Here is a 14,874-nt window from a genome sequence, read left to right on the forward strand (position 1 = left end):
TAAACGGCTTGGCTCCATTAGAATACAGAGCTCAAGCCGTTTAAAAGATTTTTATTATTTATCCTGTCTACTTGACGGGGAGCAGTTCAATGCTATCCGGATTCCTCTTTTTCTTGTTGCCGTTTAATCTTCCACCATCTTTAGAAACAGCAATAGCTTTTCAGCAAACCGCGTATTCAAACGTTCAAAACTGAAGTGCGGGAAACCGTGCAGACGTTGCAGATAAATCTGGTCTCCGCCCATCTTCCGGCACACTTCAAGCGTCAACTTGACGTCGGCGAACTGATCATCCGGTGCATAAAAACAAGCGAGATGGACCCGCGGCAGTTTCTTACGTTCTTCGTCATGGATGACGATTTCTTCTTCAATCTCGCGATATTCCGCATACGTCAATTCACCGAGACGTGCAGCATCCTCATTGTTCTGTCCGAACGGCAATGTGCCGAGCGGAGCATCCGGACGGAACCGGTCGAAAGCACTTGCAAACACTTGTTTGACGCCGCCTAGTTGCTTCGAGTTGTGCCAATCAAATAACGGCGAGATGAATGTCAGGCTCGCCATCGGCAACTCATATTCTTGAAGCAGCCGATTGACGACAAGTGCCCCCATACTGCAGGCAATGATGTGAATCGGTAATTTTCGTTTACCGGCTTCGCGTAATGCTTCTTTTAACAGCTGTTGATGTTCTTCAAACGATACACGACGGGGTGCGTCAACCAGGAGAACTTCGTATTCGCGTTCTAATACGCGAATCAGCGCCTCACTCGGCCGAGCACGTAATTGGAGTGGATATACAAGAACGATCACTCCGGTTGGTTGTTCTACCACAAACTCACCTCTTCATTCGATATCTGTTTAGTATGCAACAAATCCGACTCCAGCCAAACCGCCTTAAGTCGGATTCCATTTCTTTAATATATACGTTGCAGACGCGTCACAGGTTCCACTTGTCCGAAGACTTCCTCTGTCGTCTCGCTGATTTCCTTGAATCCGTACGACGTTAAAAAGTGGCGGGCTTTATAGTTCCGGGATTCGACATACACTTCGATCGGAGAGGCTCCCTGCAATTCCAGTTCTCGGATCAACCGGCGTCCGATCCCGTTTTGTTGGTATTTCGGCAAGACATACAATCGGACGATTTCCCACGTTCCATCAACATCAATCGCGTGAATGAAGCCGACGATTTCCCCGTCAATCAGTCCGACGTTGAAATATTCTCCACGTGCTTCCTCCGCTGTCCGAATCGCCCGGACCACTTCTTCCTGCGGGTACGCTTCTTGAACGAAATGGGCTTTCGAGCGTTCTGAATAGATTTCCTCATATGTGTCCATCCAAGACGTGAGCGCAATATCATGAATGCGTGCTGCATCAGCCGGAACCGCTTCGCGTATCTCCATACCGAAATCCCCCTTTTCCTTTTACAGAATACAGACTCATGTTCTTTTACCCTTTTCTAGAAATTTCAGTCGTATCCCTGCAAAGTTCAGGAGAAACAAAAAAAGTTCAGAAACACCCTTTAGAAGGATGTTTCTGAACAATGAATTATGCGAAACGTTTTGCCTGCTCTTCAAGAGTAGCGGCTTTATCTGTCTGCTCCCATGGTAACTCGATGTCTGTACGACCGAAGTGACCATAAGCTGCTGTCTGACGATAGATCGGACGACGGAGATCAAGCATGTTGATGATTCCAGCCGGACGAAGATCGAAGTTTTCAGCAACCAGTTCAACCAGTTGTGCTTCAGGAAGTTTTCCTGTACCGAATGTATCCACCGCGATTGATACCGGATGTGCGACACCGATTGCGTACGCGAGTTGAACTTCCGCTTTGTCTGCAAGACCTGCAGCTACGAGGTTCTTCGCGACGTAACGCGCTGCGTAAGCAGCTGAACGGTCGACTTTCGTTGGATCTTTACCAGAGAAAGCTCCACCGCCGTGACGTGCATATCCGCCATACGTATCAACGATGATTTTACGGCCTGTTAATCCAGCATCACCTTGTGGTCCGCCGATGACGAAACGACCAGTTGGGTTGATGAAGAATTTTGTATCGGCATCGATGTACTCAGTCGGAATGACCGGTGCGATGACATGTTCTTTCAGATCAGCTTGGATTTGCTCAAGCGTCACTTCTTCTGCATGTTGTGTTGAGATGACGATTGTATCAACGCGAACAGGTTCATTGTTCTCATTGTATTCAACCGTGACTTGCGTCTTACCATCCGGACGGAGGTAATCGAGTTGTCCGTTTTTACGAACTTCTGCAAGACGACGAGCCAGTTTGTGTGAAAGTGAGATCGGAAGTGGCATGAGTTCAGGTGTTTCTTTCGTTGCATAACCGAACATCAGACCTTGGTCTCCTGCTCCGATTGCATCGATTTCTTCATCTGACATGTTTCCTTCGCGTGCTTCAAGCGCTTGGTCAACACCGAGAGCGATGTCTGCTGACTGCTCATCGATTGATGTCAATACAGCACAAGTGTCTGCATCGAAACCGTATTTAGCGCGTGTATAGCCAATTTCGCGAATCGTTTCACGAACGACTTTCGGGATATCCACGTAAGTTGATGTCGTGATTTCTCCTGCTACTAATACGAGTCCTGTCGTGACAGAAGTTTCTGCCGCAACACGTGCGTTTGGATCGGCTGCAAGAATTGCATCCAAAATTGAATCCGAAATCTGGTCACAGATTTTATCCGGGTGACCTTCTGTTACTGATTCCGACGTAAACAGTCGGCGATTAAGGTTTGTCATGTTTGACCCTCCCAAAAAAGAATTTGACGGTGTACTCATTTCCCCTAGTTGAGTGGGACGGTAAAATGAAAAAAACCTTTCCATGTCCAAAAATGGTCAGGGAAAGGTTGTGCGTTCTTCCTTTACCCTCTTATCGTTCGAAGTGTTTACTTCGCTTCAGGAGAGCACCTTTTCCTACATTAATGATGAAATTAATATAAGACGGTTGCCGGGTTTCTTCGGGCCTTGTTCCCTCCACCTGCTCAGAATAAGAGTATCCGTTACGAATTACATGATATAAACTTGTGCTCACTCTGTCAAGCAACGTTTTAATTTCTAGTCGAAAAATTTCGGGAGAGATGTTAAACTGTTAATGCTGAAAGCGTTTCCAGATAAATAGAAATCAGCGCATGAAAATGATTGCTCTATCATTAGTATGTCATATATAATAAATGTGTCATACTAATAGTAGAGCCAAAACCAACGTAGGGGAAAGGTGGGGTCAGGATGCCGATGACGGTCCTGAATATCGAAGAACTACTCAAGAAGGAGCATGTGTTCAAACAACTGTCTGTTGCTGAACTAGTCGAACATGCAATTCGCAACAAAGAAGGAGTTCTTGCAGAAAATGGTGCTTTGTCTGTAGAAACGGGGAAATTTACAGGTCGTTCACCGAAAGACAAGTTCATCGTCCGTGATGACTCATGTGAGATGCATATCGATTGGGGTCATGTCAATCAACCGATGGAGTCGGACAAATTCGAGCAACTGTTACAAAAAGTTCTTCGTTATATGAACGAAGCAGATCAACTCTACTACACAGAAGCTGCTGCTGGTGCCGATACGCATTTCACCCTTCCAGTGCGCGTCGTAACCGAATATGCTTGGCATAATTTGTTTGCGAAACAGCTGTTTTTACGTGAATATCCTACGGTTGCAGCCTTTGAACCGTTTACGGTCGTCTACGCACCACATTTTAAAGCGGATCCGGCGGTTGACGGCACAAACTCCGAGACCTTCATCGCGATGTCATTCGAACACCGGATCGTCTTGATTGGCGGAACGGAGTATGCCGGAGAAATCAAAAAATCAATTTTCTCTGTCATGAACTATCTTTTACCCCAACAAGAAGTCTTGTCGATGCACTGTTCAGCAAACGTCGGACACGACGGCGATGTCGCCTTATTCTTCGGACTCTCAGGAACTGGTAAGACCACGCTGTCTGCTGATGACAGTCGCCAATTAATCGGTGACGATGAACACGGTTGGTCTCATGACGGTGTCTTCAACATCGAAGGTGGCTGCTATGCGAAAACAGTTAATCTGTCACGCGAAAAAGAACCACAAATCTTTGATGCGATCCGCTTCGGAACCGTTCTTGAAAATGTCGTCCTCGATGATGCGCGGATTCCGGATTATGATGATACTTCATTGACTGAAAATACACGTGCCGCTTACCCGATTACAGCAATCGACAACATCGCCATTCCGTCACGCGCCGGTCACCCGAAAACGATTGTCTTTCTGACGGCGGATGCCTATGGTGTCTTGCCTCCAATCAGTAAACTGACGAAAGAACAAGCGATGTATCACTTCTTATCCGGCTACACATCAAAACTGGCTGGAACGGAGCGCGGCGTTACAGAACCGGAAGCCACATTCTCGACGTGCTTCGGTTCACCATTCCTGCCGTTGATTCCGGAAAAATATGCGACGATGCTCGGGGAACTGATTGATCGTCACGGTGTCACAGTCTATCTCGTCAACACAGGCTGGACCGGCGGCGCTTACGGTACAGGAAGCCGGATGAAACTCTCCTATACACGAACGATGGTCAATGCGGCCGTCAACGGTCTGCTTGCAGACATCCCGACAGAAGAACATCCGATTTTCGGTCTGCATATGCCGATTGAAGTACCTGGTGTTCCGACTGACCTGCTCAATCCGGTAAAAGTTTGGGCAAATCCATCCGATTACGAACAACAAGCGACTGCACTCGCACAAAAGTTCACACAGAACTTCGCGCGTTTCGAAAGTGCGACCGATGCCATCAAATCAGCCGGTCCTCGTGTCTAACATCATACTGATACAAAAAAGGTTGAGCTCCGTAACGGATGCTCAACCTTTTTCTGTTAGACGATTGAATCGGTTTTGTCTTTTAAATGGAGTTCCTTTTGCGCAAGCCAAACTTGACTCTCTTTCAGTAACTCATAAGCCCGGTGCTTCATAATCCCGAACCGATTACTGAGCATCTCAAACCGTTCAAACTCGCCCCGGTCTGCGCTGATCGCAAGCAACAGGCAATCGCGAAACGGGTGATCTTCCCCTTGCAAGACATTTTTCAAAGCCGGTTCAATCGGAAGCTGATCGATGATTTCACCGATATCCACGGAAAGCAAGGCATCGATGTGTGACAGTAAGCCGATCATGTAGGCACTTTCTGCTTTCAGTGTCTTCGTTTCCGTCGCAAACAGTTCGCATAGTTTTGCGCAATGCAAGGATGAACGCAATAATTCGTCCGACCATTGATACGGACTCGCTAGTTTCATCTCACGCAAGACGATCAACGAAATCCAGCTCTTCAGTTGGGAAAAGCCCAGCAAGGAAATTGCTTGACGGACGGAACTGACCATGTTCCGAAGACCGATGCCCGGAGAGTTGATCAATTGCAGTACTTGCACACTGATGTAAGGATTGCCCTCGATTTCATCCACGACGTCATCATAATGGTCATCCGTATCAAGCCACTTCAACATTTTCAACAGGACAGGCACTTGCGGAGGAACGGCCTTTCCTTTCATCAGCATCGGTTTGGCGTAAAAGTATCCTTGGAACCAGTCATACCCCATCGCAAGGCTTCGCGTGTGGTCCTCGTGTGTTTCAACCCGTTCAGCCAAAAAGCGGATATGCGGATAGTTCCGTTTTAAAATATGTAAGATTGCACTTTGTTCGCGTGGATTGATGGCTTCGATATCAATTTTTATCAAATCAATCAAATCAAACAGCTCCGGACCGTGGTGACGCAACAAATCCGTTACGAAATCATCAAGCGCCAGGACGAAGCCGGCTTCTTTCCATTTTTGCAGCGTCTGGAGCATCATCTCATCGATCTGAACCGTCTCCAATACTTCAATCACGAATTGAGTCGGATCCAGATGATCAATCAGTTCAGACTGCAACAGATCGCCTGTGAAATTAATGAATAATCGTTTTCCTTCTGCTACACGGTCTACTCCGAGATGAATCAGTGTATTCGTCAACACATCCATCGTCGCCAAGTCACCATCAAACACTGCAGGTGTTTCAACGGAACGATAGAGCAGCTCAAAAGCGTCAATCGAACCAAACCGGTCTACAATCGGTTGTCGCGCAAGTAAGATTTCCATCTCATATATCCCTTCTAAATCCGTTAATCTGGCTTATTTTATATGTTCTAGTATACCAAATATCGTTTTCCCTTAAAAAATCTCTTTTTTAAAACATATCAATGTTCCTATCATTTGGAGAAAAAAACATCTCAATGCAAGGCATCAAGATGTTTTGTAAGTCTTTTCTATTCAGATAACATCCAATCAATGACTTGTTTCGTCACAAGCATTTTTTGATGGATTGGAAATTGATGCGCGTACTGATAGATGATCAAGCGGGTCTGTTCCGGATAACGGGCCGCATAGTTCGTCGCATGACGCAGTCGGACATTTTGATCATATAATCCGTGAATCAGCAAGATTTCCCCTTGAGGCGGAAAATACAATGGCGACCGGACACGGTATGCCTGCAACTGTTGTTGCGGAACTCCTCCCGTAAACCGTCTGAGCATTTTTCGCATCGTCTGTTGTTCTTCATACGTCCAAGTCAGATTCGTTACACCGGCCCATGAAACCGTCCGGGCGACTTCACGATGGTGCGCAAGTAAAAGCGCCATCTGTCCGCCACGGGAAAAACCGAAGACCGATGTCCGCTCGACATATTGATCGAGCCAATCAAACGCACTGATGGCGTCGAGGATATCCCGGTGTCCGAAGTCTTCTTTCCCCGTCCCTCCTAGATTACCGCGGTAAAAAGGAGCCATGACGAGATAACCGGCTTGCGCGAACTGCATTAAGCGGGTCGGCCGAACCATGCCGATATTACGTGTCCCACCACGTAAATACAAAAGACCTTGCCCGTTCGCATGAACCGGCAGGATCACATACGCTCCGACCCGTTCCCCGTCGGATGTTTCATAAAAGACCCGAAAGGTGCGGAACGGTCCCTGCCGCGGGAGCTCAAACCAATCGGCGTTCGGCGAGTACACGAAGAGTCTCCGGAAGGACACGGTCCTTCATCATGAAGCTGTATTGGCGGTTCGTATCTAAACGTTTCGGGATATCGTCTAGTAAATAGGCTCCGTCCGTCTCATCGACAGCCAGGTGTGGAACCAGTGATTCGATTTGAGCGAAGTAGATATTCTTGATGATCGTGTCCCCTCGCCCCTCGACCCGGTATTGTCCGATGTACTGGAGACGTTCGATACGTCCCCCTGTCTCTTCCATGACTTCCCGGTATGCGGCTTCCTCCGCCGTCTCCCCCGGCTCGACTTTTCCACCCGGAAACTCATATCCCCGTTGCTTGTGATGCGTCAGTAACCATTTCCCTTCGTACACGGCAATGACCCAGACATGAAGCGGATGGACTGAAAACGGATGGTCTTCAAAACTCAGTTCAACCCGATTTTGATAATAATCTAAAAACGTAATCACGTGCGTGCACCTCATTTCTTCTTCTCTCTTCACTTTACCTGTTTCGAAAGCATTCTAAAAGTGAAAGTGCGTAGGAATTTGCCAGAATGACAAAAAAAGACATCCCTCTGAATCGAGAGATGTCCGGATGCTTATTTCAAGCGAGCTTCAAGCTCTGCTTTTTCTGCTTCAAATCCAGGTTTACCGAGTAAGGCAAACATGTTTTTCTTGTACGCTTCAACTCCCGGCTGATCGAACGGGTTCACACCAAGCAGGTATCCACTCATGGCACATGCTTTTTCGAAGAAGTAGAACAAGAATCCGAGATGATACGGTGTCATCTCAGGCAATTCGACCGTCAAGTTCGGAACTTGTCCATCTGTGTGGGCAAGCAACGTTCCTTCCGCTGCCTTGTCGTTGACGAATTGAATCGATTTTCCTTCCAGGAAGTTTAAACCGTCGAGATCCTGGGCGTCTTTTTCAATCGTTAATGCATGACGCGCTTGTCCGACTTTAATAACTGTTTCGAACAAATCACGACGTCCTTCCTGGACATATTGTCCCATCGAGTGAAGATCCGTTGAGAAGTCGACGGCAGCCGGGAAGATTCCTTTGAAGTCTTTTCCTTCTGACTCTCCGTACAACTGTTTCCACCACTCGGACACATAGTGTAAGGCCGGTTCGTAGTTGACGAGCAACTCGATCGTTTTCCCTTTAGCGTATAATGCGTTCCGGACGACTGCGTACTGGTACGCTTCGTTTTCCGCCAAGTTCTCGTTTGAGAACTGAACCTGGGCATCACGTGCACCTGCCATCAACTCTTCGATCGAAATGCCGGCTGCTGCGATCGGCAACAGACCAACCGGTGTCAAGACAGAGAAACGACCTCCGACGTCATCCGGGATCACAAATGTCTGGTATCCTTCCGAGTCCGCAAGTGTTTTCAAAGCGCCGCGTGCTTTATCCGTCGTTGCGTAAATCCGGTCTTTCGCACCCGCTTTACCGTACTTGTCTTCCATGAACGTTTTTAACAGACGGAACGAAATCGCCGGTTCTGTCGTCGTGCCTGATTTCGAGATGATGTTGACCGACACATCTTTTCCTTCAAGTACTTGGAACAAATCGTGTAAGTACGTCGAAGAAATGTTATGTCCAGCATAAATGATTTGCGGAGCTTTCCGCTCTTCTTTTGACAATAAGTTGTGGAACGAATGACCCAGCATCTCGATTGCAGCACGTGCACCAAGATACGATCCGCCGATTCCGACGACCAACAAGACGTCTGAATCCGACTTGATTTTTTCAGCTGCTGCCTGAATTTTTTCAAATTCCGCTTTGTCATAGTTTGTCGGTAAATCGACCCATCCTAAGAAATCACTGCCGGCACCTGTGCCGTTATGGATTGCTCCGTGTAATGTTTTTACCGTATCCGCCATATAGTCTACTTCATGTTGTCCTACGAATTGTAGGGCCTTCGAATAATCAAAACGTACCGTTGTCATTCACTCGTCCTCCTTATTCATTCGCAAACAAATGCGACCTTCCTTTTCATTAAAACGCAAGAAGGAAGGTCGTTCAAGTCTTTTGTGAAAAGATTAGCAAATGTTATGGCGCTTACAAAGCCGCTGTTACGATTTGGCGGACATCTTCGTTGCCAAGTGATTTGAAGTTACCGAAGTCTCCGCGTGTCATTGCTGATTTTACGATTGAGTCGACTGTATCTTCTTTGATGTCGTAATCTGCAAGACGGTTTGGAGCACCGAGTGACGTCCAGAACGCACTGATGGCATCGATTGTAGCGTGTGCTGCTTCCATTTCTGATTTACCAGTCGTATCAACGTCAAAGACATTTTCACCGAGCGTGACGAAACGGTGTGCGTTTGACTCGTCGAGGACATGACGCATCCAGTTCGGGAAGAGAATCGCCAGACCACCTGCGTGCGGGATATCATGAACAGCTGAAACCGCATGCTCAATGTTGTGTGACGCCCAGTCACCGCGTGCGCCCATTTGCAGGACACCATTGAGTGCCATCGTACCGGCAAACAGGATGGTACCGCGGAGTTCAACGTTCTCAAGATCGTTGACGAGTTTCGGTGCTACTTCGACGACCGCTTTCATGACGCCTTCCGTCATCCGTTCTTGAACAGGTGCATGTGCCGTATGGAAGTATTGCTCAAGGCAATGACTCATCATATCGACGATTCCGTAAATCGTTTGGTCTTTCGGTACACTGACTGTGTACTTCGGATCAAGGACTGAGAACGTCGGGAATGTTAACGGGCTGCCCCAACCGTATTTTTCTTGTGTCTTCCAGTTCGTGATGACCGAGCCTGAATTCATTTCTGAACCTGTTGCAGCAAGCGTCAAGACTGTTCCGAACGGGATGACCGTTTTTGGTGTTGCTTTCCCGATGACGAGATCCCATGCTTCGCCTTCGTACGGGATACCGGCAGCAATCAGTTTCGTACAGTCGATGACTGAACCGCCACCTAGTGCAAGCAATGCGTCAACGCCAGCTTCACGTGCGATTTTAATACCGCGTTCCGCTGTTTCAATACGCGGGTTTGGTTCGACGCCGTCGCATTCAACGTATTCGATCCCTGCCGCACTCAGTTCGCGTGTCACGTCATCATAAACACCGTTGCGTTTAATACTGCCGCCGCCAAATACGAGCATGACTTTTTTAGCATCTAAAGCTTTCAATTCGTCTGTAATTTTGCTGACTTGACCGTCACCAAAAATAAGTTTCGTTGGATTACGATATTCGAAGTTTTCCATTGTGTGTTGCCCCCTTGATAAGTAATGAACACCTTACATTATCCACACATTCCCCTTTTCCATCTATTTTAATGCTTATAACGCAAAAAAAGAGAACCGACCGATGTCGATTCCCTTTCAAAATCTTATTTTTGGAAGTTTGATTTTTCAATCCATTCTTCCAATTTGCCTTTTAACACGTTGAAGCCAGGAGCTTCTTCTTGTTTGAAAGCAGGACCCGCATCGCGACGGCCAGCGTTTTTGCGTGGGCCTTTAGCGCGTGCTTCGCGTTTTGGAGCTTCTTGTGTTGCTTTGATCGAAAGCTTCATTTTTTTGTTAGCTTCGTCGATGTCGAGAACTTTAACAGTTACTTCATCGCCAACTTTTACGTAATCGTTGATATCTTTTACGTAATCGTGTGAGATTTCTGAGATGTGGACGAGACCTTGTGTTTGCTCGTCAAGTGCTACGAAAGCACCAAAATTTTGAATACCAGTTACTTTACCAGTAACGATTTGGTCTTTTTCAAAGTTTGCCATAGTTTATACACTCCCTAACTAAATTCATCAACTTATAATAACATACTTTTTACGGATGGTAAAAAATATTTTTCAAATTGTTTATTTTTTATTTTACGAGGGAACAAATTAGTAGCAAGACTTCAAGTATTCCCCCTGATTCTGCCGGACTTTTTGAGTCCGGCCCTTTTTTTGTTTCTTCTTACTTTTCAACTCAAAAAGGACCGATTCGGTCTGCTCGCTTTCCGCTGACAAGTCATCCTGCCGCTTCAGATGCAGTGCATCTTCCAGGGTCAGATCGGCTTGTTTTCCGCAGGAGTCGAGCATGACCTCACCTGTCCTAGCGTAAAGGAAATTGCATGGTGAAGCAATCAAAATTTCTGTCCGTTTACAGACTTACAAATCATCAAATCCGTTTGCATCCGTTACTTTTGCATACGAGCGCGATTTTTGCTCGAAGAAATCGGATTTCGTCGCATTCATCGAGTCGTCGGAATAGGCGCGGATCCATGGCATGACGTCTTCATCATGTCCTTCATACAAATCGTCAAGTCCGATGACACGGAGACGCTTGTTGGCGAGGTATTTGACATAGTCACGCATTTCGCTGACATCAAGTCCGTCCAAGTCACGTAACACGTATTCGCTCCACTCGATTTCAAGATCAACGGCACGCTCGAATGTCGCGTAGACAAATTTCGTGAATGAACCGTCGGCGTCGATATCCGGATGTTCTGTCAAGACGGCACGCAACAGCTGACTGATGAAGTATGAGTGTTGCAGTTCGTCACGCTGGATATAACTGATCATCGTCGACGTTCCGACCATTTTCTGATGGCGCGCCAAGTTATAGAAGAAAGCAAATCCGGAATAGAAGTTGATTCCTTCAAGAACGATCGAGGCCACCAGTGACTTCGCAAAGTTTTCCGGTGTCCGGTCGTTTTGGAAATCTTCATACAGATCCAAAATGAAGGCATTTCGTTTCATGACCATATCGTCGTCTTTCGCGATGTCGAAAATCCTGTTCTGCTCCGACAGTGGGACAAGACTCGACAGCACATAGCTGTAAGATTGGTTATGAACGACTTCCTGTTGGGCGACAATCGCGAGAATCGCATGAATTGACGCGTCCGATGTGAACATCGCCGACTCCAAAATATAACGGGTCTGGACGGAGTCGAGAATCGACAATAAGCCGATGATGCGTTTGAAGGCATCCTGTTCCCGCTCGCTTAATTGATTCCATTGTTGCATGTCTTTTGACATTGAAATCTCATCCGGAATCCAGAAGTTCGATAACAGCTGTTTATAGATGGAATAGAACTGCGGATACGCAATGTCGTTCCAATTGACGATTGAGCTTGTTTCCCCGCCGATGATCGCGGTCGCGCGATTCGGGTGTCGGGCATCAAGCAGTTTGATTTTTTGTAGTTGTTCCATGTTGTTCGGCTCCCTCTTGCTGTAATTGCAGTAGTGTTCGACGTGTCCACTCTTTGACCGCATGCGGTCGGTTACGCGGCGATTGTTCGATTTTGAGTAATTCACCTGCGAGCGGAACCCCGAACTTCGCGAGATGGTACGCCATCTCATCGACGGCACGGCAATATTTGACGAACATCTTATCGCCCGTCCCGAAGACAGCCGCCTGCGGAATCGCGTGCGGGCTTTCTTTTAAGACGACCTTCAGACAATCCCGCATCTCATCCGGCAGTTGTCCGTCTCCCCATGTGTAAGAACCAAAATAGACGATATCATAAGGGACCAGCTGATACGTCGTCACATCATCGGCAAAGATCATCGTCGGTTCGACCTGCATTTCGGAACATGCTTTTGCAATCAGTTCCGCAACCTCCTCTGTATTTCCGCTCATTGACGCATATACGATTGCTGCCTTCATGATATCGTCCTCCTTCTCTTATGATGAACACGACTCACATTCATCGATTTCGACAGTCGTCGAACGTGTGTAGTAAATCGTCTTCATCCCGAGTTGCCATGCTTCCATGTGCATCTCGAGTAACTCTTTTGCTTTGACGCTGTTTTTAACGTAGAGATTAAAACTGATCGCTTGGTCAATATGACGTTGACGTGAGGCATTTTGACGAATGCTCCAGAGTTGATCAATCTCAAACGCTGATTTATAGAACCAGTTCGTTTCCGGTGTTAAATCGGGCACTGTGACCGGAATCTTGTAGTTTTTCTTTTCTTCCGCGTAAACTTTCTTGTAAATCGGATCAATCGACGCTGTACTGCCGGCGATGATCGCCGTCGACGAGTTCGGTGCGACCGCCATCAGATAGGCATTCCGCATACCATGTGCTGTGATATCTGCCTGTAGACGATCCCAGTTCAGTTCAGGCGTTGTTTTGTAGTGACGGCGGGCAATGTATTCCCCGGTCTGCCACTCCGATCCTTCAAAGAGACGGTAAGCCCCTTTTTCTTTCGCCAGTTGCATCGACGCGTCAATCGTCAAATAGGCGATTTTTTCATAAAGACGGTCGGCGTACTGGACGGCCTCGACCGACTCCCAGCGGATGCCTTCGAGAGCGAGCAGATGGTGCCAGCCGAATGTCCCGAGACCGACGGCACGGTATTTTTGGTTCGTGATCTGTGCTTGCGGTACGTCGATCGTATTGAGATCGATGACGTTATCGAGCATCCGCATCTGAATCGGAATCAACCGTTCGAGCACATTTTCACGGACTGCACGTGCGAGTGCGATCGAAGACAAGTTACAGACAACAAAATCGCCCGGTGTTTTCGTGATGATGATTTTGCCGTCTTCCGTGTACTCTTCCGTCACCGTCGTCGGACTCATGTTTTGCATGATTTCCGAACAGAGGTTGGACGAGTAAATCATTCCCGCATGTTTATTTGGGTTGGCACGGTTCACCGCATCGCGGAAGAACATGTACGGTGTACCCGTTTCAAGCTGCGAACGCATATAACGTTTGACGAGATCGATCGCCGGTACTTTCGTCCGGCTCAGACGCGGTTCGTTGACACAGGCTGTATATTTTTCCGTGAAACTGCCACCTTGTTCCGTTTCGTCAAACGAATCTTCAAGGCTGAAGCCCATGACGGTCCGAATTTCGTGCGGGTCAAACAAGTACCAGTCGCCGCGTGCTTCGACCGTCCGCATGAAATGGTCCGGTAAGCTGACGCCTGTGAACAAATCGTGTGTCCGTAACCGCTCGTCCCCGTTATTTAATTTCGCATCAAGGAACTCAAGGATGTCTTTATGCCAGATATCGAGGTAAACAGCAATCGAACCTTGGCGCATACCAAGCTGATCGACACTGACTGCTGTATTGTTTAATTGTTTCATCCACGGAATGACACCGCTCGATACGCCTTTAAAGCCTTTGATATCCGATCCGCGTGACCGGATTTTCCCCATGTAGACGCCGATTCCGCCGCCGCCTTTTGAGAGCGTCGCGACATCGGTGTTGGAATCATAGATGCCCCGAAGCGAATCATCGACCGTGTCGATGAAGCATGAAGACAGTTGGCCGTATGATTTACCGGCGTTTGATAAAGTCGGTGTCGCAACCGTCATGTAGAGGTTCGACAGTGCCCAGTAAGACTCTTTGACGAGCTCGATCCGGCGCTCTTTCGGTTCTGTCTGCATGAGTGTCATGGCGATGATCATGAAACGTTCCTGCGGCAATTCGTATAATTTTTTGACGTGGTCGCGCGCTAAGTAACGGTCGGATAATGTCCGGAGTCCGATATACGTGAACAGATGATCACGTGACGGATCAATCGATGCCGCAAGTTCTTCGACTTCTTCTTTCGTATATGTTTCTAAGAGGTGTGGCGTAAAAATACCAATCTCCGTTAATTTTTCAATCAAGTGATAAAGTGAACCGTATCGTTCGTCCGCTGCGTAGCCGCGATTTTCACTTGCTTCCAGATACAACCGGTTCAAGTACGTTGCTGTCGCAACGAATGTCCAATTCGGTTCCTCTGCCTTTAACATGTCAAGTGCATGCATTGTTAAGAGTTCATAGACTTGATCCGCCTGTAACGTCTTCCCTTCGAGTGCCCGAATCGCCCGTTCTGTATAACGTTCGACGTCGAGCTCTGAGTACGCTGCCGTAATCTGACGGATCACCGTATATACATCTTCTATTGTCATTGCA

13 protein-coding genes and 1 riboswitch are annotated in these 14,874 nt (G+C 47.4%); of the genes, 1 reads left to right on the top strand and 12 read right to left on the bottom strand.

Annotation, left to right across the window (positions count from 1 at the left end):
• Nucleotides 1-123: 123 nt before the first annotated feature.
• The 3 genes from KNQ07_RS08660 to metK form a co-directional block, all read right to left on the bottom strand.
• Nucleotides 124-828: an alpha/beta fold hydrolase gene (locus tag KNQ07_RS08660; RefSeq protein WP_012371150.1), complete on the bottom strand. Its 705-nt coding sequence runs from the start codon at nt 826-828 to the stop codon at nt 124-126.
• Nucleotides 829-911: 83 nt separating this feature from the next.
• The gene (locus KNQ07_RS08665) at nt 912-1,397 is read right to left on the bottom strand and encodes a GNAT family N-acetyltransferase (protein WP_114595197.1); all 486 of its coding nucleotides are present in this window, start codon (nt 1,395-1,397) and stop codon (nt 912-914) included.
• Between the two features lie 145 nt (nt 1,398-1,542).
• On the bottom strand, nt 1,543-2,751 hold the full coding sequence (gene metK, locus KNQ07_RS08670; protein ID WP_012371152.1) for a methionine adenosyltransferase: 1,209 nt from the start codon (nt 2,749-2,751) through the stop codon (nt 1,543-1,545).
• A 127-nt stretch (nt 2,752-2,878) separates the two neighbouring features.
• Nucleotides 2,879-3,005, bottom strand: a riboswitch (SAM riboswitch).
• A 232-nt stretch (nt 3,006-3,237) separates the two neighbouring features.
• Here metK and pckA point away from each other — a divergent pair.
• A complete protein-coding gene (gene pckA, locus KNQ07_RS08675; protein WP_214766114.1) occupies nt 3,238-4,806 on the top strand; it encodes a phosphoenolpyruvate carboxykinase (ATP) in 1,569 nt (522 codons plus the stop codon).
• A gap of 56 nt (nt 4,807-4,862) precedes the next feature.
• Here pckA and KNQ07_RS08680 read toward each other — a convergent pair whose 3' ends face one another.
• From KNQ07_RS08680 to KNQ07_RS08720, 9 genes are all read right to left on the bottom strand, one after another.
• Complete coding sequence (locus KNQ07_RS08680) at nt 4,863-6,116, bottom strand: EAL and HDOD domain-containing protein (RefSeq protein WP_214766116.1); 1,254 nt, start codon at nt 6,114-6,116, stop codon at nt 4,863-4,865.
• Nucleotides 6,117-6,283: 167 nt separating this feature from the next.
• Nucleotides 6,284-7,027 (bottom strand): alpha/beta hydrolase family protein, encoded by a 744-nt coding sequence (locus KNQ07_RS08685; RefSeq protein WP_012371155.1) that lies wholly within the window; start codon nt 7,025-7,027, stop codon nt 6,284-6,286.
• Nucleotides 6,999-7,472 carry an RNA deprotection pyrophosphohydrolase gene (gene ytkD / locus KNQ07_RS08690; RefSeq protein WP_012371156.1) on the bottom strand — a complete coding sequence of 158 codons (474 nt, stop codon included), beginning with the start codon at nt 7,470-7,472 and terminating at the stop codon, nt 6,999-7,001. The genes KNQ07_RS08685 and ytkD overlap by 29 nt, the downstream gene beginning before the upstream one ends.
• A gap of 131 nt (nt 7,473-7,603) precedes the next feature.
• Nucleotides 7,604-8,953: a glucose-6-phosphate isomerase gene (locus KNQ07_RS08695; protein WP_012371157.1), complete on the bottom strand. Its 1,350-nt coding sequence runs from the start codon at nt 8,951-8,953 to the stop codon at nt 7,604-7,606.
• Between the two features lie 112 nt (nt 8,954-9,065).
• Nucleotides 9,066-10,232 (bottom strand): iron-containing alcohol dehydrogenase, encoded by a 1,167-nt coding sequence (locus KNQ07_RS08700; RefSeq protein ID WP_214766118.1) that lies wholly within the window; start codon nt 10,230-10,232, stop codon nt 9,066-9,068.
• Between the two features lie 125 nt (nt 10,233-10,357).
• A complete protein-coding gene (yugI, locus tag KNQ07_RS08705) occupies nt 10,358-10,750 on the bottom strand; it encodes a S1 domain-containing post-transcriptional regulator GSP13 (protein ID WP_214766120.1) in 393 nt (130 codons plus the stop codon).
• Nucleotides 10,751-11,125: 375 nt separating this feature from the next.
• Nucleotides 11,126-12,169 carry a ribonucleotide-diphosphate reductase subunit beta gene (locus KNQ07_RS08710; protein WP_012371161.1) on the bottom strand — a complete coding sequence of 348 codons (1,044 nt, stop codon included), beginning with the start codon at nt 12,167-12,169 and terminating at the stop codon, nt 11,126-11,128.
• Entirely contained in the window at nt 12,138-12,626 is a 489-nt protein-coding gene (locus KNQ07_RS08715) for a flavodoxin domain-containing protein (RefSeq protein WP_012371162.1), read from the bottom strand. The genes KNQ07_RS08710 and KNQ07_RS08715 overlap by 32 nt, the downstream gene beginning before the upstream one ends.
• 18 nt (nt 12,627-12,644) lie before the next feature.
• Nucleotides 12,645-14,870, bottom strand: coding sequence for a ribonucleoside-diphosphate reductase subunit alpha (locus tag KNQ07_RS08720; protein ID WP_251135978.1), 2,226 nt, complete (start codon nt 14,868-14,870; stop codon nt 12,645-12,647).
• Between the last annotated feature and the right edge of the window lie 4 nt (nt 14,871-14,874).

It is taken from the genome of Exiguobacterium sp. s145, from assembly GCF_018618835.1.
GTDB classification, from domain to species: domain Bacteria; phylum Bacillota; class Bacilli; order Exiguobacteriales; family Exiguobacteriaceae; genus Exiguobacterium_A; species Exiguobacterium_A artemiae.

Coding starts and splice junctions, on each gene's coding strand:
- KNQ07_RS08695 (WP_012371157.1), bottom strand. CDS start 8,953: ATGACAACGGTACGTTTTGATTATTCGAAGGCCCTACAATTCGTAGGA.
- KNQ07_RS08680 (WP_214766116.1), bottom strand. CDS start 6,116: ATGGAAATCTTACTTGCGCGACAACCGATTGTAGACCGGTTTGGTTCG.
- KNQ07_RS08700 (WP_214766118.1), bottom strand. CDS start 10,232: ATGGAAAACTTCGAATATCGTAATCCAACGAAACTTATTTTTGGTGAC.
- KNQ07_RS08715 (WP_012371162.1), bottom strand. CDS start 12,626: ATGAAGGCAGCAATCGTATATGCGTCAATGAGCGGAAATACAGAGGAG.
- KNQ07_RS08710 (WP_012371161.1), bottom strand. CDS start 12,169: ATGGAACAACTACAAAAAATCAAACTGCTTGATGCCCGACACCCGAAT.
- metK (WP_012371152.1), bottom strand. CDS start 2,751: ATGACAAACCTTAATCGCCGACTGTTTACGTCGGAATCAGTAACAGAA.
- KNQ07_RS08720 (WP_251135978.1), bottom strand. CDS start 14,870: ATGACAATAGAAGATGTATATACGGTGATCCGTCAGATTACGGCAGCG.
- pckA (WP_214766114.1), top strand. CDS start 3,238: ATGCCGATGACGGTCCTGAATATCGAAGAACTACTCAAGAAGGAGCAT.
- KNQ07_RS08665 (WP_114595197.1), bottom strand. CDS start 1,397: ATGGAGATACGCGAAGCGGTTCCGGCTGATGCAGCACGCATTCATGAT.
- yugI (WP_214766120.1), bottom strand. CDS start 10,750: ATGGCAAACTTTGAAAAAGACCAAATCGTTACTGGTAAAGTAACTGGT.